This window comes from Steroidobacter denitrificans, assembly GCF_001579945.1.
Lineage (GTDB): Bacteria > Pseudomonadota > Gammaproteobacteria > Steroidobacterales > Steroidobacteraceae > Steroidobacter > Steroidobacter denitrificans.
Map to the genome: position 1 here is coordinate 1188579 of NZ_CP011971.1, position 24009 is coordinate 1212587.

The 24009-nt window shown below is 61.4% G+C and carries 32 protein-coding genes and 1 pseudogene; all 33 read left to right on the forward strand.

Translation table 11 applies throughout. The features are described from left to right. The first annotated feature begins 3 nt into the window (after positions 1-3). Positions 4-4212 carry a DNA-directed RNA polymerase subunit beta' gene (gene rpoC, locus ACG33_RS05215; RefSeq protein WP_066919296.1) on the forward strand — a complete coding sequence of 1403 codons (4209 nt, stop codon included), beginning with the start codon at positions 4-6 and terminating at the stop codon, positions 4210-4212. A gap of 200 nt (positions 4213-4412) precedes the next feature. Continuing rightward, the gene (gene rpsL, locus ACG33_RS05220) at positions 4413-4787 is read left to right on the forward strand and encodes a 30S ribosomal protein S12 (RefSeq protein ID WP_066919298.1); all 375 of its coding nucleotides are present in this window, start codon (positions 4413-4415) and stop codon (positions 4785-4787) included. Between the two features lie 42 nt (positions 4788-4829). Beyond that, the gene (gene rpsG / locus ACG33_RS05225; protein ID WP_066919300.1) at positions 4830-5309 is read left to right on the forward strand and encodes a 30S ribosomal protein S7; all 480 of its coding nucleotides are present in this window, start codon (positions 4830-4832) and stop codon (positions 5307-5309) included. A 107-nt stretch (positions 5310-5416) separates the two neighbouring features. Then, a complete protein-coding gene (gene fusA, locus ACG33_RS05230; RefSeq protein WP_066919302.1) occupies positions 5417-7507 on the forward strand; it encodes an elongation factor G in 2091 nt (696 codons plus the stop codon). Positions 7508-7623: 116 nt separating this feature from the next. After that, positions 7624-8814 (forward strand): elongation factor Tu, encoded by a 1191-nt coding sequence (gene tuf / locus ACG33_RS05235; protein ID WP_066919279.1) that lies wholly within the window; start codon positions 7624-7626, stop codon positions 8812-8814. A 163-nt stretch (positions 8815-8977) separates the two neighbouring features. Then, positions 8978-9292 carry a 30S ribosomal protein S10 gene (gene rpsJ / locus ACG33_RS05240; RefSeq protein ID WP_066919304.1) on the forward strand — a complete coding sequence of 105 codons (315 nt, stop codon included), beginning with the start codon at positions 8978-8980 and terminating at the stop codon, positions 9290-9292. 487 nt (positions 9293-9779) lie between these two features. Next, on the forward strand, positions 9780-10484 hold the full coding sequence (gene rplC / locus ACG33_RS05245; protein ID WP_066919306.1) for a 50S ribosomal protein L3: 705 nt from the start codon (positions 9780-9782) through the stop codon (positions 10482-10484). A 22-nt stretch (positions 10485-10506) separates the two neighbouring features. Continuing rightward, positions 10507-11124 carry a 50S ribosomal protein L4 gene (rplD, locus tag ACG33_RS05250; RefSeq protein WP_066919307.1) on the forward strand — a complete coding sequence of 206 codons (618 nt, stop codon included), beginning with the start codon at positions 10507-10509 and terminating at the stop codon, positions 11122-11124. Beyond that, positions 11121-11420, forward strand: a complete 300-nt coding sequence (rplW, locus tag ACG33_RS05255; RefSeq protein ID WP_066919309.1) for a 50S ribosomal protein L23 — start codon at positions 11121-11123, stop codon at positions 11418-11420. Before rplD ends, rplW begins: the two co-directional genes overlap by 4 nt. A gap of 31 nt (positions 11421-11451) precedes the next feature. Beyond that, complete coding sequence (rplB, locus tag ACG33_RS05260; protein WP_066919311.1) at positions 11452-12276, forward strand: 50S ribosomal protein L2; 825 nt, start codon at positions 11452-11454, stop codon at positions 12274-12276. Between the two features lie 16 nt (positions 12277-12292). Continuing rightward, on the forward strand, positions 12293-12562 hold the full coding sequence (rpsS, locus tag ACG33_RS05265; RefSeq protein WP_066919313.1) for a 30S ribosomal protein S19: 270 nt from the start codon (positions 12293-12295) through the stop codon (positions 12560-12562). Positions 12563-12564: 2 nt separating this feature from the next. Continuing rightward, the gene (gene rplV, locus ACG33_RS05270; protein WP_066919315.1) at positions 12565-12906 is read left to right on the forward strand and encodes a 50S ribosomal protein L22; all 342 of its coding nucleotides are present in this window, start codon (positions 12565-12567) and stop codon (positions 12904-12906) included. 24 nt (positions 12907-12930) lie between these two features. Continuing rightward, a complete protein-coding gene (gene rpsC, locus ACG33_RS05275; RefSeq protein ID WP_066919317.1) occupies positions 12931-13626 on the forward strand; it encodes a 30S ribosomal protein S3 in 696 nt (231 codons plus the stop codon). Between the two features lie 25 nt (positions 13627-13651). Continuing rightward, positions 13652-14065, forward strand: coding sequence for a 50S ribosomal protein L16 (gene rplP, locus ACG33_RS05280; protein ID WP_066919319.1), 414 nt, complete (start codon positions 13652-13654; stop codon positions 14063-14065). Next, positions 14065-14274, forward strand: coding sequence for a 50S ribosomal protein L29 (gene rpmC, locus ACG33_RS05285; RefSeq protein WP_066922838.1), 210 nt, complete (start codon positions 14065-14067; stop codon positions 14272-14274). Before rplP ends, rpmC begins: the two co-directional genes overlap by 1 nt. Before the next feature lie 2 nt (positions 14275-14276). Further along, the gene (gene rpsQ / locus ACG33_RS05290) at positions 14277-14606 is read left to right on the forward strand and encodes a 30S ribosomal protein S17 (RefSeq protein WP_066919321.1); all 330 of its coding nucleotides are present in this window, start codon (positions 14277-14279) and stop codon (positions 14604-14606) included. Further along, complete coding sequence (gene rplN, locus ACG33_RS05295; RefSeq protein WP_066919323.1) at positions 14603-14971, forward strand: 50S ribosomal protein L14; 369 nt, start codon at positions 14603-14605, stop codon at positions 14969-14971. The genes rpsQ and rplN overlap by 4 nt, the downstream gene beginning before the upstream one ends. A gap of 7 nt (positions 14972-14978) precedes the next feature. Next, positions 14979-15293, forward strand: a complete 315-nt coding sequence (gene rplX / locus ACG33_RS05300) for a 50S ribosomal protein L24 (protein ID WP_066919325.1) — start codon at positions 14979-14981, stop codon at positions 15291-15293. Between the two features lie 62 nt (positions 15294-15355). Continuing rightward, complete coding sequence (gene rplE / locus ACG33_RS05305) at positions 15356-15901, forward strand: 50S ribosomal protein L5 (protein WP_066922840.1); 546 nt, start codon at positions 15356-15358, stop codon at positions 15899-15901. A 32-nt stretch (positions 15902-15933) separates the two neighbouring features. Then, a complete protein-coding gene (gene rpsN / locus ACG33_RS05310) occupies positions 15934-16239 on the forward strand; it encodes a 30S ribosomal protein S14 (RefSeq protein ID WP_066919327.1) in 306 nt (101 codons plus the stop codon). A 35-nt stretch (positions 16240-16274) separates the two neighbouring features. Further along, positions 16275-16670 (forward strand): 30S ribosomal protein S8, encoded by a 396-nt coding sequence (rpsH, locus tag ACG33_RS05315; protein ID WP_066919329.1) that lies wholly within the window; start codon positions 16275-16277, stop codon positions 16668-16670. A gap of 33 nt (positions 16671-16703) precedes the next feature. Beyond that, the gene (gene rplF, locus ACG33_RS05320; protein ID WP_066919331.1) at positions 16704-17240 is read left to right on the forward strand and encodes a 50S ribosomal protein L6; all 537 of its coding nucleotides are present in this window, start codon (positions 16704-16706) and stop codon (positions 17238-17240) included. A 186-nt stretch (positions 17241-17426) separates the two neighbouring features. Next, a complete protein-coding gene (rplR, locus tag ACG33_RS05325; RefSeq protein WP_066919333.1) occupies positions 17427-17777 on the forward strand; it encodes a 50S ribosomal protein L18 in 351 nt (116 codons plus the stop codon). A gap of 73 nt (positions 17778-17850) precedes the next feature. Then, positions 17851-18357, forward strand: a complete 507-nt coding sequence (rpsE, locus tag ACG33_RS05330; protein WP_066919336.1) for a 30S ribosomal protein S5 — start codon at positions 17851-17853, stop codon at positions 18355-18357. A gap of 13 nt (positions 18358-18370) precedes the next feature. Continuing rightward, complete coding sequence (rpmD, locus tag ACG33_RS05335) at positions 18371-18559, forward strand: 50S ribosomal protein L30 (RefSeq protein ID WP_157071842.1); 189 nt, start codon at positions 18371-18373, stop codon at positions 18557-18559. A gap of 25 nt (positions 18560-18584) precedes the next feature. Beyond that, positions 18585-19019: a 50S ribosomal protein L15 gene (gene rplO, locus ACG33_RS05340; protein ID WP_066919340.1), complete on the forward strand. Its 435-nt coding sequence runs from the start codon at positions 18585-18587 to the stop codon at positions 19017-19019. Between the two features lie 124 nt (positions 19020-19143). Continuing rightward, positions 19144-20448, forward strand: coding sequence for a preprotein translocase subunit SecY (gene secY / locus ACG33_RS05345; protein WP_066922842.1), 1305 nt, complete (start codon positions 19144-19146; stop codon positions 20446-20448). 156 nt (positions 20449-20604) lie between these two features. Next, positions 20605-20718 (forward strand): 50S ribosomal protein L36, encoded by a 114-nt coding sequence (rpmJ, locus tag ACG33_RS15650; RefSeq protein ID WP_083536477.1) that lies wholly within the window; start codon positions 20605-20607, stop codon positions 20716-20718. A gap of 75 nt (positions 20719-20793) precedes the next feature. Beyond that, positions 20794-21171 (forward strand): 30S ribosomal protein S13, encoded by a 378-nt coding sequence (gene rpsM, locus ACG33_RS05350; protein ID WP_066919342.1) that lies wholly within the window; start codon positions 20794-20796, stop codon positions 21169-21171. Positions 21172-21257: 86 nt separating this feature from the next. Next, complete coding sequence (gene rpsK, locus ACG33_RS05355) at positions 21258-21659, forward strand: 30S ribosomal protein S11 (RefSeq protein ID WP_066919344.1); 402 nt, start codon at positions 21258-21260, stop codon at positions 21657-21659. A gap of 21 nt (positions 21660-21680) precedes the next feature. Further along, on the forward strand, positions 21681-22304 hold the full coding sequence (gene rpsD / locus ACG33_RS05360; RefSeq protein WP_066919346.1) for a 30S ribosomal protein S4: 624 nt from the start codon (positions 21681-21683) through the stop codon (positions 22302-22304). A gap of 75 nt (positions 22305-22379) precedes the next feature. Beyond that, on the forward strand, positions 22380-23384 hold the full coding sequence (locus tag ACG33_RS05365; protein WP_066919348.1) for a DNA-directed RNA polymerase subunit alpha: 1005 nt from the start codon (positions 22380-22382) through the stop codon (positions 23382-23384). Between the two features lie 18 nt (positions 23385-23402). Then, positions 23403-23786, forward strand: a pseudogene (gene rplQ / locus ACG33_RS16650) (50S ribosomal protein L17); the annotation flags it as partial. Positions 23787-24009: the final 223 nt, after the last annotated feature.

Consider the following 24009-nt stretch of genomic DNA (forward strand, 5'->3'; position numbering starts at 1 on the left):
CAGATGAAAGACTTACTGAAGTTGTTCAAGCAGCATACGCCGGTCGAGAATTTCGACTCGATCCGAATCGGGCTGGCATCGCCGGAAATGATCCGTTCCTGGTCGTTCGGCGAAGTCAAGAAACCCGAGACGATCAATTACCGCACGTTCAAGCCGGAACGCGATGGCCTGTTCTGCGCGAAGATCTTCGGACCGGTGAAGGACTACGAGTGCCTTTGCGGCAAGTACAAGCGCTTGAAGCATCGCGGCGTGGTCTGCGAGAAGTGCGGCGTCGAAGTGACGCAATCCAAGGTCCGCCGCGAGCGCATGGGGCATATCGAGCTTGCCAGCCCCACCGCGCACATCTGGTTCCTCAAATCCCTGCCCTCGCGCATCGGTCTGATGTTGGACATGACCCTGCGCGAGATCGAACGCGTTCTGTATTTCGAAGCATTCGTGGTCATCGAACCCGGCATGACCCAGCTGCAGCGTGGTCAGCTGCTGACCGATGAGATGTATCTCGAGGCGATCGAGGAGCACGGCGACGAGTTTGACGCGCGCATGGGCGCGGAGGCCGTGTTCGAGCTGCTGAAGTCGCTGGATCTGCCGGCGGAGGTGCTCAAGGTTCGCGAGGAGATCCTGGGAACGAATTCGGAGACCAAGATCAAGCGCTTGACCAAGCGGCTGAAGTTGCTGGAGTCGTTCATCCATTCCGGCAACAAGCCTGAGTGGATGGTGCTGACGGTGCTGCCGGTGCTGCCGCCCGATCTGCGTCCGCTGGTGCCCCTGGACGGCGGCCGCTTCGCAACCTCCGATCTGAACGACCTGTATCGCCGCGTCATCAACCGCAACAATCGCCTGCGGCGCCTGCTGGAGCTCAACGCGCCCGACATCATCGTGCGCAACGAAAAGCGCATGCTGCAGGAAGCGGTGGATGCGCTGCTCGACAACGGCCGCCGCGGCCGGGCGATCACCGGCACGAACAAGCGTCCGCTGAAGTCGCTGGCCGACATGATCAAGGGCAAGCAGGGGCGGTTTCGCCAGAACCTGCTGGGCAAGCGCGTGGACTATTCCGGCCGCTCGGTCATCGTGGTCGGTCCGACCCTGCGCCTGCATCAATGCGGCCTGCCCAAGAAGATGGCGCTGGAGCTGTTCAAGCCGTTCATTTTCTCCAAGCTGCAGCTGCGCGGCGAAGCCTCCACCATCAAGGCGGCCAAGCGCATGGTGGAACGCGAGGGCCCGGAGGTCTGGGACATCCTGGAAGAAGTCATTCGCGAACATCCGGTCATGCTCAATCGAGCGCCGACGCTGCACCGCCTCGGCATCCAGGCGTTCGAGCCCGTGCTGATCGAAGGCAAGGCCATCCAACTGCATCCGCTGGTGTGCACGGCGTTCAACGCCGACTTCGACGGTGACCAGATGGCGGTCCATGTGCCGCTGTCGCTGGAGGCGCAGTTGGAGGCCCGTGCGCTGATGATGTCGTCCAACAACATCCTCTCACCCGCCAACGGCGATCCGATCATCGTGCCCTCCCAGGACGTCGTGCTGGGCTTGTACTACATGACCCGCGAGCGCGTGAATGCCCGTGGCGAGGGGATGTTGTTCGCTGATGTGCAGGAGGTCCACCGGGCCTACGAGACCCGCACGGCCGAACTGCAGGCGAAGGTGAAGGTGCGCGTGCAGGAATACGTACTGCAGGCGGACGGCAGTCACGAGCAGCGCTGCCGTGTGGTGGATACGACGGTGGGCCGCGCGCTGCTGTCGGAAATTCTGCCCAAGGGCCTGTCCTTCGACGCGGTCAACCGCGACATGACCAAGAAGGCGATCTCCGCCGCCATCAACCTGTGTTACCGCAGCGTCGGTCTGAAGGAGACCGTCGTCTTCGCCGATCAGCTCATGTACACGGGATTTGCTTATGCCACGCGCGCCGGCGTGTCGATCGGTGTGGACGACATGGTCGTTCCGCAGCAGAAAGGCAAGATCCTGAGCGGCGCGGAACGCGAAGTGAAGGAGATCCAGGAGCAGTACGCTTCCGGCCTGGTCACCAACGGCGAACGCTACAACAAGGTTGTCGATATCTGGTCACGAACCAATGATCAGGTGGCCAAGGCGATGATGGACAAGCTCGGCGTGGAGGAATCGCTCGACGCCAAAGGGCAGACCGTCGTCCAGAAGTCCTTCAACTCGATCTATATGATGGCCGATTCAGGCGCCCGAGGTTCGGCGGCGCAGATTCGCCAGCTTGCCGGCATGCGCGGCCTGATGGCCAAACCGGACGGATCCATCATCGAAACGCCGATCACGGCCAACTTCCGTGAAGGCCTGAACGCGATGCAGTACTTCATCTCCACCCACGGCGCGCGCAAGGGTCTGGCCGATACCGCCCTGAAGACCGCGAACTCCGGCTATTTGACGCGTCGCCTGGTCGATGTGGCGCAGGATCTGGTGGCGACCGAGCTGGATTGCGGTACGACCAACGGGCTGATGATGACTCCCATCGTCGAGGGCGGCGATGTCGTCGAGGGGCTCGGGGAGCGCGTGCTGGGTCGGGTCGCTGCCGAGGACGTCTACCGGCCGAGCGGTGATGCGGTTGTCATCGAAGCCGGCACCCTGATCGATGAAAAACTCGTGAAGGTGCTCGAGCACGAAGGCGTGGACCAGGTGAAGGTGCGTTCGCCGATCAGCTGTGAGACGCGCTACGGCGTCTGCGCCCAGTGTTACGGACGCGATCTGGCCCGCGGTCATCGCATCAACCTCGGCGAGGCGGTCGGCGTGATCGCCGCCCAGTCGATCGGCGAGCCGGGTACGCAGCTGACCATGCGCACCTTCCATATCGGCGGTGCCGCCTCGCGCGCGGCCGCGGCCAACTCGGTCGAAGCGAAGGGCAAGGGCGCCGCGCGTCTGCACAATATCAAGACGGTGCATCATGAAAAGGGGCACTGGGTAGCCATCTCCCGCTCGGGCGAACTCGGCATCATCGACGAGTTCGGCCGCGAGCGTGAGCGCTACAAGATTCCGTACGGCGCAACCATTATGGTGGCCGACGGCGATCCGATCGAGTCCGGACAGATTCTCGCCACCTGGGATCCGCACACTCACCCGGTCGTCACCGAAGTGGCGGGCTTCATCAAGTTCCAGGACTTCGTCGACGGCGTGACGGCCCAGAGCCAGGTGGACGAAGTGACCGGCCTGAGCAGCACGGTCGTGACCGATCCCAAGCAGCGCAGTTCCAGCGGCAAGGACTTGCGTCCGGTCGTGAAGCTGGTGAATGCCAAGGGCAAGGAAGTGACCTTCGCGAATACCGACATCCCGGCGGTCTATGCGCTGCCCAGCGGGGCCATCGTCAACCTCGAGGATGGCGCCAAGGTGTCGGTGGGCGACGTCATTGCCCGTATCCCGCAGGAATCTTCCAAGACCCGTGACATCACCGGCGGTCTGCCTCGCGTCGCGGATCTGTTCGAAGCGCGCAAGCCGAAGGACTCGGCCATTCTGGCCGAGTACACCGGCACGGTGAGCTTCGGTAAGGAAACCAAGGGTAAGCGGCGCCTGATCATCACGGATGAACAAGGCGAGAAACACGAGGAGCTGATTCCGAAATGGCGCCGCTTGAACGTGTTCGAAGGTGAAATGATCGAGCGCGGTGAAGTGATTGCCGACGGCGAACCCAATCCGCACGACATCCTGCGTCTGCAGGGGGTCTCCTCGCTGGCGAACTACCTGGTTCGGGAGATCCAGGATGTCTATCGCCTGCAGGGCGTGAAAATCAACGACAAGCACATCGAGGTGATCATTCGCCAGATGCTTCGCAAGGTCGAGATCGCACATGCCGGCGATACGAATCTGCTGCGCGGCGAGCAGTTGGACCGTGCCCGCGTCACCGATATCAACGAGCGCGCCCTGGAGGAAGGCAAGATCGAGGCGCGCATCGAGCCGGTGCTGCTGGGTATCACCAAGGCGTCGCTGGCGACCGAGTCGTTCATTTCCGCCGCCTCCTTCCAGGAGACCACCCGCGTGCTGACCGAAGCGGCGGTGCGCGGCCTGAAGGACGATCTGCGCGGTTTGAAGGAGAACGTCATTGTCGGCCGGCTTATCCCGGCGGGTACGGGCTCGTTCTATCATCAGCGGCGCAGGCGTGAGGCCGCCGGTTCCGCCGCCGGCTTCATGGATGTCGGCGCCACGGCTACCGATACCGAGGAACCGGTAGCGGACGAGGCGGGGGCCACGGCGGAGTGATGCGGCAAAGGCGTCGGCATACTACGGTTGACACCTTGGAGACCGGTTTCTACAATCGCGGCCCTTTGATCGGCCGGCGCCAAGTCATCCGCTCGTCCGTCAGGCATTTTTTTACTGGGCCGCCCCCTGAAACAAGGGGTGCGGCCTCGTGTTTCTTCACGGAAACATCGGTTTTTCTTCCGAAATTCTTCTGAGCAACTATGGCCAGTATCACTCAGCTCGTTCGCAAGCCGCGGCGCACGCCCCAGTACAAGACCAAGGTTCCGGCGCTGGCGTCCTGCCCCCAGAAGCGCGGGGTATGCACACGTGTGTATACCACCACGCCGAAAAAGCCGAATTCGGCGCTGCGCAAGGTGGCCAAGGTGCGCTTGACCAACGGTTTCGAGGTGATCAGCTACATCGGCGGCGAAGGCCATAATCTGCAGGAACACTCCGTCGTCATGATCCGTGGCGGCCGTGTCAAGGATCTGCCCGGTGTGCGCTACCACACCGTGCGCGGCACCCTGGACTGCGCCGGCGTGACCGATCGGCGCCAGGGACGTTCCAAGTACGGCGCCAAGCGCCCGAAGAAATGACCGCTCGCGTCCGTCATCCACTTTCATATTGCGGTAATCCCAATGTCCCGTAGAGCCTCTGCCCCGACCCGTACGATTCTTCCCGACCCGCGCTTCAACAGCCTGCTGCTGGCGAAGTTCGTCAATATGGTCATGGAGCGCGGCAAGAAATCGGTCGCCGAGAGGATTGTCTACGGTGCCGTGGACCGCATCACCGAGAAAACCGGGAAAGCAGACGAGGAATCCATCGAATTGCTGACGGCGGCGCTGGACAACGTCAAGCCGACCGTCGAAGTGAAGAGCCGCCGTGTCGGCGGCGCCACTTATCAAGTTCCCGTCGAAGTGCGAGCCACCCGCCGGCAGACCCTGGCGATGCGCTGGGTCATCGAGGCGGCCCAGGCGCGCAGTGAAAAGTCGATGGCGCAGCGCCTTGCCGGCGAGTTGCTCGATGCCTCGGAGAATCGCGGTGCGGCAGTGCGCAAGCGTGAGGATACGCATCGCATGGCCGAGGCCAACAAGGCCTTTGCACACTATCGCTGGTAATGACCATCCCGCTGGTAATGACCATCCGCGGGCGGAGCCGCGCAACCTGCGGGACGTTGGTGTCCGAGCCGCGATCCGCTGCCTGAGCGTCCATAGAGAAGACTATAGTGCCACGTACTACTCCCATCGACCGATATCGGAATATCGGCATTTCCGCGCACATCGACGCGGGTAAGACCACGACGACCGAGCGCATCCTGTTTTATACCGGTGTGTCGCACAAGATCGGTGAAACGCACGACGGCGCAGCGACCATGGACTTCATGGAGCAGGAGCAGGAACGCGGTATCACCATCATGTCGGCGGCGACCACGTGCTTCTGGAAAGGCATGGATGGCCGATTCCCGGAGCATCGCATCAATATCATCGATACGCCGGGCCACGTCGACTTCACGATCGAAGTCGAGCGCAGCTTGCGGGTGCTGGACAGCGCCGTCGCGGTATTTTGCGCGGTTGCCGGCGTGCAGCCGCAGTCCGAGACGGTCTGGCGCCAGATGAACAAATACCAGGTGCCGCGTATCGCGTTCGTCAACAAGATGGACCGTGCGGGCGCCAATTTTTTGCGCTGCGTCGAGCAGATCAAGACGCGTCTGCGCGGTGTGCCCGTGCCGATCCAGCTGCCGATCGGCGCCGAGGATACCTTCGAGGGCGTCGTGGACCTGATCCAGATGAAGGAAATCTGGTGGGATCCCGCCGTGCAGGGTATCCGTTTCGAATATCGTGATATTCCCGCGGACATGATGGATCAGTGCCAGGAGTGGCGCGCGAAGCTGGTCGAGGCGGCTGCCGAGGCCAACGAGGAACTGCTCAACAAGTATCTCGAAGGCGAGGAATTGAGCATCGAGGAGATCAAGCAAGGCCTGCGCGAACGCTCGATCCGCAACGAGATCGTCCTGTGCGTATGCGGCTCGGCATTCAAGAACAAGGGCGTACAGGCCATGCTGGATGCCGTGGTCGAATACATGCCTTCGCCGATCGAGATGCCGCCGGTCAAGGGCCTGCTCTCCGACGGTACCGAGGGCACCCGCAAGGCCGGTGACGAGGAAAAGTTTGCGGCCCTGGCGTTCAAGATCCTCAATGATCCATTCGTGGGCAGCTTGACGTTCTTCCGTGTTTATTCCGGAGTGCTGAACTCCGGCGATACGGTGATGAATGCCGGCAAGGACAAGAAAGAGCGTATCGGCCGGCTGTTGCAGATCCACGCCAGCGATCGCAGCGAAATCAAGGAAGTGCGTGCCGGCGATATCGCCGCCGCCGTCGGCCTGAAGGACGTGATCACGGGCGACACGCTATGCGATCCGGAGCATGTGATCCAGCTGGAAAAGATGGACTTTCCCGAGCCGGTCATTTCGGTCGCGGTCGAGCCGAAGACGAAGGCCGACCAGGAGAAGATGGGCATCGCGCTGCAGCGCCTGACGAAGGAGGATCCATCCTTCCGCATGTCCACCGATCAGGAATCCGGCCAGACGATCATCGCCGGCATGGGTGAATTGCACCTGGAAATCATCGTCGATCGCTTGAAGCGTGAGTTCAAGGTCGAGGCGAACGTCGGCAAGCCGATGGTGGCCTATCGCGAGACGATCCGCAGCAAGGTGGAGCAGGAAGGCAAGTTCGTGCGCCAGTCGGGCGGTCGGGGTCAGTACGGCCATGTCTGGATCACGCTCGAGCCCGCCGAGGAAGGCAAGGGTTACGAGTTCGTCAATGCCATCGTCGGCGGCACGGTGCCGCGTGAATACATTCCCGCAGTGGACAAGGGCATCAAGGAAGCGACCGAGAACGGCGTACTGGCCGGCTATCCGGTCGTGGACGTAAAGATCACCCTGTTCGATGGCTCCTACCACGATGTCGACTCCAATGAAATGGCGTTCAAGATCGCCGGCTCCATGGCCTTCAAGGAAGCCATGGCCAAGGCCAAGCCGGTGATCCTCGAACCCATCATGAAGGTGGAAGTCGTGACGCCGGAAGATTATTACGGCGATATCGTCGGCGACCTCAATCGTCGCCGCGGCCAGATCATCGGTATGGAAGATTCGATTTCCGGCAAGGTGGTGACCGCCGAGGTGCCGCTGGCGGAAATGTTCCAGTACTCCACGTCCATGCGCTCCATGAGCCAGGGCCGTGCGACTTACACCATGGAATTCGCCAAGTACCTGGAAGTGCCGGCGAACGTCGCCGCCGCGATCACCAAGAAGACTTGATTCCCGTAATTCGAGACAATCGCCGATACCCTGCATGACCGGCCGCGGGTCGCGAACGACCCGGCAGCCGACGCTGAAACCGCAAACAGAAGCTCAATATTCAGAGGACCGCCGTTGTGGCCAAAGAGAAGTTTGAACGTACGAAGCCGCATATCAACGTAGGCACGATAGGTCATGTAGACCATGGCAAGACGACGCTGACGGCGGCGTTGACGAAGGTGATGGCGGAGAAGCACGGCGGGGAGTTCAAGGCGTACGATCAGATAGACAAGGCGCCTGAGGAGAAGGCGCGAGGGATCACGATCGCGACCTCGCATGTGGAGTACAGCTCTGATGAGCGTCACTATGCGCATGTGGACTGTCCTGGGCATGCGGATTACGTGAAGAACATGATCACGGGCGCGGCGCAGATGGACGGGGCGATATTGGTGTGTTCGGCGGCGGACGGACCGATGCCGCAGACTCGCGAGCATATTCTGCTGGCCCGTCAGGTTGGCGTTCCGTACATTCTGGTTTACCTGAACAAGGCGGACATGGTGGATGATGCGGAGTTGCTGGAGCTGGTGGAGATGGAGGTTCGCGAGCTGTTGTCGAAGTATGATTTTCCGGGCGATGACACGCCGATCGTGACGGGTTCGGCGCTCAAGGCGCTGGAGGGCGATCAGAGCGAGATCGGGGTACCCTCGGTGCTGCGTTTGGTGGCGGAGATGGACAAGTACATACCGGTGCCGGAGCGGGCGATTGACGGTGCGTTTTTGATGCCGGTGGAGGATGTGTTCTCGATTTCCGGGCGCGGCACGGTGGTGACGGGTCGAATCGAGCGTGGCATCGTGAAGGTGAACGACGAGGTTGAGATCGTCGGGATCAAGGAGACGACCAAGACGACGTGCACGGGCGTGGAGATGTTCCGCAAGTTGCTGGAGCAGGGTCAGGCGGGCGACAACGTGGGTGTGTTGCTGCGCGGCACGAAGCGCGAGGACGTTGAGCGTGGTCAGGTGCTGTGCAAGCCTGGGAGCATCAAGCCGCACACGAATTTCGAGGCGGAGGTTTACGTTTTGACCAAGGAGGAGGGTGGTCGTCACACGCCGTTCTTCAAGGGGTATCGTCCGCAGTTTTACTTTCGCACCACGGATGTGACGGGGGCGGTGGAGCTGCCGGCTGGGGTGGAGATGGTGATGCCTGGTGACAACATCAAGATGGTGGTTGAGCTGATCAATCCGATTGCGATGGAGGAAGGGCTTCGCTTTGCGATTCGCGAGGGCGGTCGCACGGTGGGGGCGGGGGTCGTGGCGAAGATCCTGAAGTAGGCGGGTATCTGGCGTATGGGCGGTGATGGGCGCTGGGAATCAGGCGCTCGCTGGGTAGCCGCCCGGCGCGAGGAATCCGAGTTTCTCCGGTCCAGCAGGGCCGGATGGGCCTCTTCCGGCCCTGAATGATGAATGACCGGCTCTGTGCCCGCGAGACAAGTTTATGGCAACCAATCAGAATATCCGCATCCGCCTGAAGGCCTTCGACCATCGGCTGATCGACAATTCCGCACGTGAAATCGTCGAGACGGCGAAGCGTACGGGGGCGACCGTGCGGGGTCCCGTGCCGCTGCCCACGAAGATGGAGCGCTTCACCTTGCTGGTTTCTCCGCATGGCGACAAGGATGCCCGTGACCAGTACGAGATCCGTACTCACAAGCGTTTGATGGATATCCTGAATCCCACCGATAAGACGGTGGATGCGCTCATGAAGCTGGAGTTGCCGGCGGGCGTGGACGTACAGATCAAGCTGAATTGATTCGAGCTGAAGGATGCGCTGAATTTCCTATCGGACTGGAGGCTTCGCTTTGCGGAGCCGCACGGTACGGAAGCGAAAAATTTCTTTAGACCACCCCTTGCAAACCTGGCTGGTCTGCTTATAATTCTCGGCTCTTTGCGCCGAGGCCTGGCCCAGACGGGTACCGCTCGAGCGGCACGACCGACGATCCCGTCGGTCGGCCTCTCATTCGGAATCCCCCTTCGACAGCGACGATCCACCGGCCGACAGCGGCCGCTTTCGGTCTTGAGCGGTTGCCGATGCACTCGGGGCATTCGGTACGGCAGGATGTACTTGGCGTAAGTGATTGTTTACTAGGGTGCGGCTGCCAATCGCAGCGGCTGCGCCACAGGCGAGTGCGGCATCTACGATTTATCGGGGCGCCAGCCGTAGCCTGCAAATACAAGATATTGCGGAGCATGACGACCGGTCGGCCGGGCATGCCCGCACAGTTGCAAGAGGACATACGATGAGCGCTACCAGGACCATCGGTCTGGTCGGTCGTAAAGCGGGAATGACGCGTGTCTTCACCGAGGCGGGTGAATCCGTACCGGTGACCGTCATCGAAGCGCTTCCGAACCGCGTCACCCAGGTTCGGACCAAGGAAACGGACGGCTATCGTGCGCTGCAGGTGGCGTTCGGCGATCGCAAGGCCTCGCGGTTGAATAAGCCGCTGACCGGCCACTATGCCAAGGTCAAGGTTGCCCCCGGACAGTCGCTGGTCGAGTTTCGTCTCTCGGACGAACAAGGCACGGATGTGGCGGAAGGTGCCGAACTGAAGGTCGACCTGTTTCAGGAAGGCCAGATCGTCGATGTCACGGGCACCACGATCGGCAAGGGCTTCGCCGGTGTCATGAAGCGCCATAATTTCGGTGGCTTGCCCGCCTCGCACGGCGTTTCGGTCTCGCATCGTTCGCCGGGCTCCATCGGTCAGCGTCAGACCCCTGGCCGCGTGTTTCCAGGCAAGCGCATGGCGGGTCATATGGGCAATGTCCGGCGCACGATAGAGAACCTGCAGGTGGTCCGCGTGGATGCCGAGCGCAATTTTCTGCTGATCCGCGGTGCGGTTCCCGGTGCGCCGGGCGGCCAGGTGATCGTACGCCCGTCGGTCAAGGCCGCTGGCCGTGCCGCGAGAAAAAAACTCGCGCCTGCCAAGACGTCCGCCAAAAAGTAAGCCGCAACGACAGTAGAGCGTCATGAAACTCAAGCTGGTTACTAAAGGTGCGCCGTCGCAGGAAGTCCAGGTATCGGACGCGACATTTGCGCGCGAGTACAACGAAGCCCTGGTGCATCAAGTCGTAGTGGCCTACATGGCCGCCGGCCGCGCGGGTACCAAAGCCCAGAAAACCAAGGCCGAAGTGCGGGGCGGCGGCATCAAGCCGTGGCGCCAGAAGGGCACGGGTCAGGCGCGCGCCGGTTCCCGCCGCAGCCCGATATGGGTCGGCGGCGGACGGGCGTTCGCGGCGCGTCCCAGGAATTTTGCGCAGAAAGTCAATCGCAAGATGTATCGCGCAGCGATTCAGGCGATGTTGTCCGAGCTGGCGCGCCAGGAGCGGCTGCTGGTGGTGAACGACCTGGAAATCGAGGCGCCCAAGACGCGGCTGTTGCTGCAGCGCCTGCAGGAACTCCAGCTTGGCAGTAACGTGCTGGTGCTGGTGGAAGCCTATGACGAGAAGCTGGAGCTCGCGGCACGTAATCTGCCGTATATCGATGTGCTTCCCGTCGGTGCGCTCGATCCGCTCAGCCTGGCCCGTCATGATCAAATTCTGGCGACCGTTGCGGCGGTGCGCCTGCTCGAAGAGAGGCTCGCATGAGTCAGGAAAGATTGATGAATGTGCTGCTTGCGCCGCATATTTCCGAAAAGAGCGCGCGTATTTCCGAGAGCGACAATCAGCTGGTGTTTCGCGTGCGCCGCGATGCCAGCGCGCCGGACGTCAAGGCCGCTGTCGAATTGATGTTCGAAGTGAAGGTTGCCAAGGTCAATGTGGTCAACGTCGCCGGCAAGGTCAAGCGCTTCGGACAGCGCCTGGGCCGGCGTCAGGACTATAAAAAGGCATATGTAAGCCTGGCACCGGGACAGAGCATCGATCTGAGCGGCGCGGAAGCCTAGCGCGGCAGGAAGGAGCTCGAGGAATACAGCCATGGCATTGATCAAGTCCAAACCGACATCACCCGGCCGGCGCTTCCAGGTCAAGATCTCCCGTTCGCACCTGCACAAGGGTGAGCCGGAGGCTTCACTGGTCGTGCACAAGCACGGTACCGGAGCGCGCAATCATTCCGGCCGTCAGACGGTTCGCCATCAAGGCGGCGGTCATAAACAGAAGTATCGCCTGATCGATTTTCGGCGCGATAAGGACGGCATTCCGGGTAAGACCGAACGGATCGAATACGATCCGAACCGCACCGCACATCTCGCGCTGGTGTTGTACAAGGACGGCGAGCGCCGCTACATCATTGCGCCCAAGGGGCTGAATCCGGGCGATCCGGTGCTTTCAGGCCAGGAAGCACCGATCAAGCCGGGCAACAGCATGCAACTGCGCCATATCCCCATCGGCACCACCATCCATTGCGTGGAGATGAAGCCGGGCAAGGGTGCGCAGATCGCCCGCAGCGCCGGCAGCTCGGCGCAGCTCGCCGCGCGCGAGGGAGCCTATGCGACCTTGCGTCTGCGTTCGGGGGAGATGCGCAAGATCCACGTCGACTGCCGCGCCACGATCGGCGAAGTCAGCAACGAGGAACACAGCCTGCGCAGCTACGGCAAGGCCGGTGCAATCCGCTGGCGCGGCGTTCGCCCGACCGTGCGCGGCGTCGTCATGAATCCGGTCGACCACCCGCACGGCGGCGGTGAGGGCAAGTCCGGTCAGGGCAACCCGCATCCGGTCAGCCCCTGGGGCTGGAACACCAAGGGCAAGAAGACACGTCGAAACAAGCGCACGGCGAACATGATCGTCCGCCGTCGCAAGTAAGTCCTAGGAGCAGACAGTGCCTCGTTCGATCAAGAAGGGTCCGTTTATCGACCTGCACCTCGCCAAGAAGGTGCGCGTCGCTGCCGAGAAGAACGACCGTCGCCCGATCAAGACCTGGTCGCGTCGCTCGATGATCCTGCCGGACATGGTGGGACTCACGATCGCGGTCCATAACGGCCGCCAGCACGTTCCGGTACTGGTGTCCGAAAACATGGTTGGACACAAGCTGGGTGAATTCGCGCCGACGCGGACGTTCAAGTCCCACTCCGGCGACAAGCGGGGTTGATCATGCAGGTCGCAGCGAAACTCAAGAACGCGCGCATTTCTCCGCAGAAATGCCGGCTGGTCGCCGACATGGTTCGCGGTCAGCCTGTCGGCCTGGCGCTCAATACCCTGCGCTTCACGCCCAAGAAGGGCGCGCGGCTGGTGCGCAAGGTTCTGGAATCCGCGATCGCCAATGCCGAGAACAATCTCAGCGCGGACGTCGATGAACTCAAGGTGCAGACGATCACGGTCGACGAGGCACCGGTACTGAAGCGATTCCGGGCGCGCGCGAAGGGGCGTGGCAGCCGTATCTGGAAGCGCAACAGCCACATCATTGTGACGGTCGGCGACGGCAAGAGCGAGTAAGCCCGAGGCTAGCGAGAGAACGTTATGGGTCAAAAAGTTAATCCGGTCGGCATTCGCCTCGGCATCACCCGTGACTGGGATTCCAAGTGGTATGCATCCACCAGGAATTTCCCGGCCTATGTCTATACCGACTTCCAGGTGCGGGAATTTCTGAAAAAGAAGCTCAGCGACGCTTCGGTCAGCCGCATCCAGATCGAACGCGCGGCACGCAAGGTGAATATCACCATCTATACGGCGCGTCCCGGAATCGTCATCGGCAAGAAGGGCGAGGACATCGAGAAGCTGCGGGGCCTGGTGTCGAAGATGATGAAGATGCCCACGACCGATGTGCGCATCAACATTTCGGAAATTCGCAAGCCCGAACTCGACGCCACGCTGGTCGCCGAAGGTATTGCCCAGCAGCTCGAACGTCGCGTGATGTTCCGCCGTGCGATGAAGCGTGCGGTGACCAACACGATGCGCATCGGTGCCCTGGGTATCAAGGTACGAGTGTCCGGCCGTCTAAACGGCGCGGAAATCGCCCGGACGGAGTGGTATCGGGAAGGACGCATCCCGCTGCATACGTTCCGCGCCGATATCGACTACGGCCTGGCCGAAGCCAGCACCACCTACGGAATCATCGGCGTGAAGGTGTGGATCTTCAAGGGCGAAGTATTCAATCAGCACGAACAGGCGGAATCGGCCGACGGCCCGGTAGCGCCTGCGGAAGCGACGGCCTGAGGCCGGACTTCCGGAGACTACGAACATGATGCAACCCAAGCGCACTAAATTTCGCAAGCAGTTCAAGGGCCGCAACGCGGGCCTGGCGCAGAGCGGCAATACCGTCGCCTTCGGCGAGTACGGGTTGAAGGCGACCAGCCGCGCCCGCATGACGGCGCGGGAGCTGGAGGCGGCGCGGCGTGCCATGACGCGGTATGTGAAGCGCGGCGGACAAGTGTGGATCCGCGTGTTTCCCGATGTGCCGATTACCTCCAAGCCGCTCGAGGTCAGGATGGGCAGCGGCAAGGGCAACGTCGAGTATTACGTTGCCAAGATCAAGCCCGGCAAGGTGTTGTTCGAAATGGAAGGTGTCACCGAGAGCATCGCTCGGGAAGCCTTTCGTCTTGCGGCATCCAAGCTATCGGTGGACACCCAGTTCGTGGCGCGGCAGGTGCGATGATGAGCGCGAAAGAATTGCGACAAAAGTCGACAGGCGAGTTGCAGAAGGAGCTTCTGGACCTGCGCCGCGAGCAGTTCAATCTGCGCATGGCGCTGGCGAGCGGTCAGAATGCCAAGCCGGATCAGTTCGGCAAGGTTCGGCGCAGCATCGCCCGCGTCAAGACCATCATGGCTGAGCAGCGTCGCACCGCTGCCGAAAAAGGTGAGTGAGCATGAGCAAGCCAGAGAATACGGCTGAGGCCGCCGCCGAGCGGGGCGCAGACAAACGCATTCGCAAGACGCTGACCGGCAAGGTGGTCAGCAACAGGATGAACAAGACTATCCTGGTGTCCGTCGAGCGATTCGTGCCGCATCCGGTCTACGGCAAGTATCTGCGTCGCAGCACCAATTTCATGGCGCACGACGAGAACGGCGACAGCCGCGAGGGAGACGTCGTGGCCATCGAGGAGTGCCGCCCGCTGTCACGCCACAAATCGTGGCGCCTGGTGAAGATCGTTACGCGTGCGAATCAGGTTGGTAATCCAGTAGAGGCCACGCCATGATCCAGATGCGCACGTTGTTGAATGCCGCTGACAACAGCGGCGCCCGCAGCCTGATGTGCATCAAGGTGCTGGGCGGATCGAAGCGCCGGTATGCGACCGTCGGTGACGTCATCAAGGTCAGCATCCGCGAAGCCATCCCGCGCGGGAAGGTCAAGAAGGGCGAGGTCTACGATGCTGTCGTGGTGCGGACGAAATTCGGCGTTCGCCGTCCGGACGGATCGCTGATCCGCTTCGACGGCAATGCCGCCGTACTGCTGACGGCGAAACTCGAGCCCGTCGGCACCCGTATTTTCGGACCGGTGACCCGCGAGCTGCGCACCGCGCAGTTCATGAAAATCATTTCACTCGCGCCCGAAGTGTTGTGAGACTGGTATGAATAAGATTCGTAAAGGCGACGAAGTCGTCGTGATTACCGGCCGTGACAAGGGCCGCCGCGGGCATGTGGTCAAGGTGCTTCCCGGCCAGGTAGTCGTCGAGAACATCAACATGGTGAAGCGGCACACCAAGCCCAACCCGCAGTTCCAGGTCCAGGGCGGCATCATCGAGAAGGAAGCCGCTATCGATCTGTCGAATGTGATGTTGTGGAACGCAGCGGAGAAGAAGGGTGATCGTGTCGGATTCCGCACGCTTGCCGACGGCCGCAAGGTGCGCTTTTTCAAGTCCAACAAGGAAGTTGTGGACATCTGAGCACGGCAGAGCGACCGCCGATTGATGACCCTGAGCTAGATGCTCTCACCGGGTGAATGAAGATGGCTAAGGCAAGACTCGAACAGTTGTATCACGACAAGGTGGCCCCGGAGCTCAAGCAGTCTCTGGGGCTGGCCAACACCATGCAGGTGCCGAAGATCGCCAAGATCACGGTCAATATGGGTGTGGGCGAGGCGGTCGCGGACAAGAAGATCATGGACAATGCCGTGGCGGATCTGACCAGGATCACCGGGCAAAAGCCGCTGGTGACGCGCGCGCGCAAGTCGATCGCGACCTTCAAGGTGCGTGACGGCTTGCCGATCGGCGCGAAGGTCACCCTGCGCGGCAGGCGCATGTATGAGTTTCTGGATCGGCTGGTGAGCATTGCCATGCCGCGCATCCGGGATTTCCGCGGCGTGAGCGCGCGGTCTTTCGACGGGCAGGGCAACTATAACTTCGGCGTGAAGGAACAGATCATTTTCCCCGAGATCGCTTACGACCAGATCGACGCCATCCGGGGCATGGACATCACCATCACGACGACAGCGCGCAACGACGATGAGGGGCGTGCGCTGCTGGAAGCATTCAATTTTCCGTTCCGCAAGTAATTGCGGAACCCGTAAGGCGACAGGGCGAGGTTATGGCCAAGACATCGATGGTCAATCGCGAAGAAAAGCGCGCAAAACTGGTAAAGCGCTATGCGGCTAAGCGTGCGCGGCTCAAGGAAATCATCCGTAAGCCGACCTCGACGCCGGCAGAGCGAGAGGCTGCGGTGGCGCAGCTGCAGGCTCTGCCGCGTGATTCGAGCAAGAGCCGTTTGCGCAATCGTTGCGCGATCACCGGCCGGCCGCGCGGCGTATACCGCAAGTTCGGTCTAGGTCGAACCAAGCTGCGCGAAGCGACCATGCGCGGTGAAATCCCGGGCCTCGGCAAGGCCAGCTGGTAGCAGCTGGTACCACTGGAGCACCACTGGAGCACCCTATGAGCATGACGGATCCGATCGCCGATTTTCTGACCCGCATTCGCAACGCGCAGTCCTCGGGCAAAAGCCAGGTCAACGCACCGGCTTCCAAGGTGAAGCTGGCAATTGCGAAAGTATTGAAGGACGAAGGCTATATTGAAGACTTCTCATCGGTGGAAAGCGACGGCAAACCCGCGCTGGCCGTACAGTTGAAGTATTACCAGGGACGTCCGGTCATCGATCGGCTGGAGCGTATCAGCCGGCCCGGGCTGCGCGTCTACAAGGGTAAGGATGAGCTGCCTTCGGTATTGGGCGGTCTGGGTGTCGCCATCGTCTCCACCTCCAAGGGAGTGATGACGGACCGGGAAGCGCGCGCTTCGGGCCACGGCGGCGAAGTGCTCTGCATCGTTTCCTGATGCGGTCGGCGGCAACAGACGGAAAGTACAGATATGTCTCGAGTATCCAAACAGCCGGTATCCCTGCCCAAGGGCGTCACCGCGATCATCACCGCCGACAACGTCACCGTCCAGGGCGGCAAGGGCACCATGAGCCTTGGGATCGACGCGCGGCGGGTGAAGGTCGTCCAGGATGAAGGCGAGCTGAGGGTGGAGAAGCTCGATGGTAGCCGGGAGGCCAATATGGTCGCCGGTACGGTCCGCTCCCACCTGGCCAATATCGTGCACGGCGTCAGCACCGGTTACGAGCGCAAGCTCGAACTGGTGGGTGTGGGCTATCGCGCCCAGGCTCAGGGCAAGAACCTGAATCTGACCCTGGGATTCTCTCATCCGGTCGTCTATGAGGCGCCGGAGGGGATCACGGTCGAAACCCCCAGCCAGACGGAAATTCTGGTAAAGGGCTCGGATATCCAGCGAGTGGGCCAAGCAGCCGCCGATATCCGCCGTTTCCGTCCGCCGGAGCCGTACAAGGGCAAGGGGGTACGTTACTCAGGCGAGAAGATCGAGCTCAAGGAAGCGAAAAAGAAGTAGCCGGCAGATCCGCCGCGCAGAATCGAGAGTCTCTGCATGCGTGTTGCCGCGCTGCCGGGACGGAAGTTGCGATGCCGGGCCCGGATGAGGCCGGCGACGCTGAGACAGACGCAGAGAATAGAGTGACCGCGGTGCGGCGCACCTGTATCGACAGGCGCACGTTGCCGCACTTCCAGAGTAGCAGTGATGAACAAGAATGCCCAACGTCTGCGCCGCGCCACGCGCGCGCGCGCAAAGATTCGCGAGCTGAAGGCTCTGCGGCTGTCGGTGCATCGTACGCCGCAGCATATCTACGCCCAGATCTTCGATACGGATTCGAAGGTGCTGGCGGCCGCCTCGACCTTGCAGAAGGACGTGCGCGAGGGGCTGAAGGGCACGGGTAATGCAGCCGCGGCCGCAGCGGTGGGCAAGGCGATTGCCGAACGGGCGAAGGCCGCGGGCATCACGCAGGTTGCGTTCGACCGCTCGGGATTCAAGTTCCACGGCCGCATCAAGGCCCTGGCCGATGCGGCACGTGAAAACGGATTGGAGTTCTGAAGTAATTCCGCATCGCCCGCCGTCACGATCGATCGGCGGGATGAAGCAAGATGAATGTTGCTGAGGAAGCACAATGGCCAGAGTTGAAAGATCCGCCGGGAGCGACGAGTACATCGAGAAGCTCGTCGCCGTCAATCGCGTAGCCAAGGTCGTGAAGGGCGGACGTCAGTTCGGTTTTACGGCCCTGACCGTGGTGGGCGACGGACGCGGCAAGGTGGGGATCGGTTACGGCAAGGCTCGTGAAGTGCCCGTGGCGATCCAGAAGGCGATGCAGGCAGCCAGGAAAAATCTGGCCACCGTGTCCTTGAAGAAGGATACCTTGCATTATGCGGTACAGGGCCGGCATGGCACCTCCCGCGTCTACATGCAGCCGGCGGCCGACGGCACCGGTTTGATCGCCGGCGGCGGCATGCGCGCGGTGTTCGAATGCGCCGGTGTACGCAACGTTCTGGCGAAGAGCTATGGCTCGCGAAATCCCATCAACGTGGTGCGTGCGACCATGAACGCGCTGACCGGCGTACAGTCGCCGGAGGATATCGCGGCGAAGCGCGGCAAGCGTATCGAAGAGATTGTGAGCTGAGATCATGACCAGCGTGAATCCCAAGTCGATCAAGGTGACGCTTGTGAAAAGCGTCAATGGCCAGATCCAGCGGCATCGCGCCACCGTGCGCGGGCTGGGGCTGCGGCGTATTCGGGATACGGTCACCGTGGCGGATACGCCGGAAATTCGCGGCATGATCCGTTCGTCGATCCACTTGCTGAAGGTTGAGGAACAGAAGTGACGTTTCACTTCCAGGACGATCCAAGATGCGACTGAACAATATTTCCCCGGCGCCCGGCAGCAAGAAGCCCCGGTTGCGTGTGGGCCGCGGTGCTTCCGCCGGCCAGGGTAAGACCTGCGGCCGCGGCGTCAAGGGCCAGCGCGCCCGCAAGGGCGGCTATCACAAGGTCGGTTTCGAGGGCGGCCAGATGCCGCTGCAGCGCCGGCTGCCCAAGAGTGGTTTTCGTTCCAAGATCTCCCCGACCGTGGCGGAAGTCCGTCTATCCGAGTTGGCGAAGCTCGGTGATATCGTGGATCTGGCCGCACTCAAGGCGGCGAACATCGTACCGGCCCTGGCCGAACGTGCCCGCATCGTTGCCTCCGGTGCGATTGCCACGGCGGTGACCGTCAAGGGTGTGCATGTGACCAAGGGCGCACGTGCCGCGATCGAAGCGGCCGGCGGCAAGGTCGAGGCCGTCTGAGGCGCGGTTCAGGGGCCTGATTTGCACCAGAAACCCGATTCGAAGCGCTCCAGACAAGCATCACCAGGACTGTAAACCCGTGGCTACCAAATCCGCCACCGCATCGCTGTCCGCATTCGGCGAAATGACCCGTTTCGCAGAACTGCGGCAGCGGTTGTTTTTCCTGCTGGGCGCACTGATCGTATATCGCGTCGGTACGTTCATACCGGCACCCGGAATCGATCCGGTGGCGCTGGCCCGCTTTTTCCAGGAGCAGCAGGGCACGATTTTGGACATGTTCAACATGTTCTCGGGCGGTGCGCTGGAGCGGTTGTCGATTTTTGCATTGGGTGTAATGCCCTATATCTCGGCTTCGATCATTATCCAGATGATGGCCGTGGTGATGCCTTCGCTGGTCGCCATCAAGAAGGAGGGCGAGGCGGGACGGCGCAAGCTGACCCAGTACACGCGCTACGGTACGGTTCTGCTGGCGGCGATACAGGGGGCTTCCGCGGCGGTCGCGTTCCAGAATCAGGGAGTGGTCATCGCTCCCGGGCCACAGTTCGTTTTTGTCGCCACGGTGACCTTGGTGGCAGGCTCGGTATTCCTGATGTGGTTGGGTGAGCAGATGACCGAACGCGGCCTGGGCAACGGCATCTCGATGCTCATCCTGGCCGGTATCGTGGCGGGACTGCCCGCGGCGATCGGCGGTTCGCTGGAATTGGTGCGCACCGGGGAAATGAATGCGGCAATGGCCTTGATTCTGTTCGGCATGGTGATCGGGGTTACGGCCTTCGTTGTATTCGTGGAGCGCGGCCAGCGGCGTATCCAGGTGAACTACGCCAAGCGCCAGCAAGGCCGCAAGATGTTTGCGGGACAGAGCACCCACCTGCCGTTCAAGCTGAACATGTCGGGCGTGATCCCGCCGATCTTCGCCTCCAGCATCTTGCTGTTTCCGGGGACGATCGCCAGCTGGTCGGGGGCCTCCGGTGGCGCGATGAGCTGGCTGCAGAACGTCGCAGCTGCGATGACGCCGGGGCAGCCGGCCCACATGATACTGTATGGTGGATTGATCATTTTTTTCTGTTTCTTTTATACGGCGCTGGTCTTCAATTCGCGCGAGACGGCGGACAATCTCAAGAAATCCGGTGCTTTCATTCCGGGTATCCGGCCCGGGCAGCAGACCGGCGAGTACATCGACAAGGTGCTGACGCGGCTGACAGTCTGGGGAGCGATCTACGTCGCTGCCGTGTGTCTTTTACCGGAGTTCCTGATGACCCGGTTCAGCGTGCCATTCTACTTCGGGGGTACGTCGCTGATGATCATGGTGGTGGTGATCATGGATTTTCAGGCTCAAGTCGCGGCCCATCTGATGTCGCACCAGTATGAGGGCCTGATGAAGAAGGCGAACCTGCGCGGCTACGGTCGTTCGGGACCTGGTGCATCGTAGATAAGGATGGCCTGAGCGGATCAGGCCGAGGGGCAGAACGCCCCGATCGAGATTCGAGATCGTTGCCGGCCGGCTGGCCAGGGTACCGATCGGTATGAACAGGGCGCTTTTGCGGCGATTGACGCAAGGGACGCGGGATACGAGTGGAGAACGGTTATGAAGGTTCGTGCTTCCGTCAAGAAGATCTGCAAGAACTGCAAGATCGTGCGTCGCCGCCGGGTGGTGTACGTGATCTGCTCCGACGCTCGCCACAAGCAACGTCAGGGCTGATTACGTTAAGGCATTGAGCTACTAAGTCTTTCAGGTTATAGTTCCGCGTTTTTCAGCGCGGGGGAGAGCAAGTCCATGGCCCGCATCGCCGGCGTCAACATACCGATGAACAAGCATGTGTGGGTGGGACTCACTCACATCTACGGGGTCGGCAATACCCAGGCCAAGGCTGCCTGCAAGGCGGCAGGTGTCAGTTTCGATACCCTGGTGAAGGATCTGACCGACGCGGAAGTAACCGCCCTGCGCTCTCAGATCGGAAAGCTTACGGTGGAGGGTGACCTGCGCCGGGAAGTGTCCATGAACGTCAAGCGGCTGATGGATCTGGGCTGCTACCGCGGTATCCGCCACCGCCGCGGGCTGCCGTTGCGCGGCCAGCGTACCCGGACCAATGCCCGCACCCGCAAGGGACCGCGCAAGGCCGCGGTAAAAATGAAGAGTCCGGCCGGCAAGTAAGAGTCGGTCCGCCGATAGCGAACCGGTGATACCGGCTCCGAAAACGCCGGTGTACACCGGTACAGACGAGAATTTGATGAGGCATTATGGCTGAGCAGAAGCAACAGGGCGGGAAGGGCGGCCGCAAGAAGGTCAAGAAGAATGTGACCGATGCGATTGCTCATATCCACGCGTCGTTCAACAACACCATCATCACGATCACCGATCGCCAGGGTAACGCCCTGTCCTGGGCCACCTCGGGCGGCTGCGGATTCCGCGGCTCGCGCAAGAGCACGCCGTTCGCCGCGCAGGTCGCAGCCGAGAAGGCAGGTGTGGCCGCCCAGGAGCATGGCGTGAAAATGGTCGAGGTGCGCGTCAAGGGTCCGGGACCGGGGCGCGAATCAGCGGTACGCGCCTTGAACGGCTGCGGCCTGAAGATCACCAATATTTCCGACGTCACGCCGATCCCGCATAACGGCTGCCGTCCGCCCAAGAAGCGTCGCGTATAAGGCACGCCCGAGGATTTCTGCATGGCTCGATATCTAGGTCCAAAGTGCAAGCTGTCGCGCCGGGTCGGCACAGACTTGTTTCTCAAGAGCGGTGTGAAGTCGCTGGACTCCAAGTGCAAACTCGAAGTGCCGCCGGGCGGTATCAAGGGCGAACGCCGCAGCCGCGTCTCGGAGTATGGGCTGCAGTTGCGTGAGAAACAGAAGCTGCGGCGCATGTACGGTGTGCTGGAGCGCCAGTTCCATAATTATTATGTGCGCGCGACGGCACGCTCGGGTTCGACCGGTTCGAATCTGCTGCAGATGCTGGAAGGCCGGCTGGATAACGTGGTGTACCGGATGGGTTTTGCCGCAACGCGCAACGAGGCTCGCCAACTGGTCACCCATAAGGCGATTCACGTGAACGGCGAACTCGTGAACATCCCTTCGTACCAGTGCAAAGGCGGCGATGTAGTGTCCGTGCGCGAGAAGGCACAGAAACAGCTGCGCATCCAGACTGCGCTGCAGATCAAGGGACAGGTGGGATTCCCTGCCTGGGTCGAGGTCGATGAGAAGAAGTTCAGCGGTGTTTTCAAGCAGCTGCCTGACCGCGAAGAGATTCTGCCTGAGATCAACGAGAATCTCGTGGTCGAGTTGTATTCGAAGTAATCGGTTCTATTTTGCGTGAGTTCTGCCGCCCACGAGGCGTGCAGCCCGAACGGCACACAAGCAGGTGAATGGTCTATGCAGGCATCCGTTGGCGAATTCCTGAAGCCGCGCGTCGTTAAAGTTACTCCTACGACATCCCGGCAAGCGAAGGTCGTAATCGAGCCTTTCGAGCGTGGTTTCGGCCACACCCTGGGCAATGCGCTGCGCCGCGTGCTGTTGTCATCGATGCCCGGTTGCGCCATTACCGAGGCGGAGATCGACGGTGTCCTGCACGAATACACCAGTATCGAGGGTGTACAGGAAGACGTGGTCGATATCCTGCTGAATTTGAAGCAGGTCGCGATCCGCTTGAATACGCGTGAGGAAACCGAGCTGCGGCTTCACAAGAAGGGTCCGGGTCCGGTAACCGCCGGCGATATCCAGCTCGATCATGATGTGGAAGTGCTGAATGCCGACCTGGTGATTGCCAATCTGACCAAGGCCGGCGAGTTGAACATGACCTTGAAGGTCGAGCGCGGCCGCGGTTATCGCCCTGCCATCCAGCGAGCGACATTCGAAGAAGCCAGCGGTCCGATCGGGCGCCTGCAGCTGGATGCCTCGTTCAGCCCGATCCGGCGCGTAACCTACATCGTCGAGAGCGCTCGCGTCGAGCAGCGCACCAATCTGGATAAGCTGATTCTGGATATCGAAACCAACGGTACGATCGATGCTGAGGAGGCGATTCGCCGCGCCGGATCGATCCTGAAGGACCAGCTATCGGTATTCGTGGATCTGCAGGGGCAGGATGAGGGCGCCTCCAAGACCGCGGAGCAGCAATTCGACCCGATCCTGCTGCGTCCGGTCGATGAGCTCGAGCTCACGGTGCGTAGCGCCAACTGCCTCAAGGCGGAAAACATTCATTACATCGGCGATCTCGTGCAGCGCACCGAGGTGGAGTTGCTGCGCACGCCGAATCTGGGCAAGAAATCACTTACCGAGATCAAGGAAGTCCTGGAAAGCCACGGACTGTCGCTCGGCATGCGCCTGGATAACTGGCCGCCCGTCAGTCTCAAGCGCGACGACGAGCGGGAAATCATCTGACAAAGCGATTGAACAACCATGCGTCATCAACTTTCCGGCAGACAGCTCAGCCGTAACGCACCGCATCGCGCCGCGATGTTTCGCAATATGGCTGCTTCCCTGTTACGCCACGAAACGATTCGCACCACGGTGCCAAAGGCGAAGGAATTGCGCCGGGTCGTGGAACCGCTCATTACGCTCGGCAAGCAGGACAACGACGCCAATCGGCGCCGGGCCTTTGCTCAACTCCGCGATGTGGAAGCCGTCATCAAGCTGTTCGAGGATCTGGGACCGCGCTTCATGGCCCGTCCCGGCGGGTATACCCGTATCCTGCGCATGAATCCCCGTGCCGGCGATGCCGCACCCATGGCGCTCATGCAGCTGCTGGATCAGCCGGCCCTGCCGGAAGAAGATGCCGCCGAAGCGGCTGACGCCGCCGCGCAGGGCAAGGCGCCTTCGAAGCGCACTTCTCCGAAAAAGCGGGTGGTGAGGACCGAGGAAGAAAAGGCAGCGAGGAAGGCAAGGAGCCAGGCCAAGGCGGAAGCCAAGGAAAAAAAGAAGGCCGAGTCGGCGGGCCAGAAAAGAGTGGTCGCGGCACCGAAAAAGAAGGCAGCCGCCAAGAAGGCCGCGCTCAAAAAGTCGATCG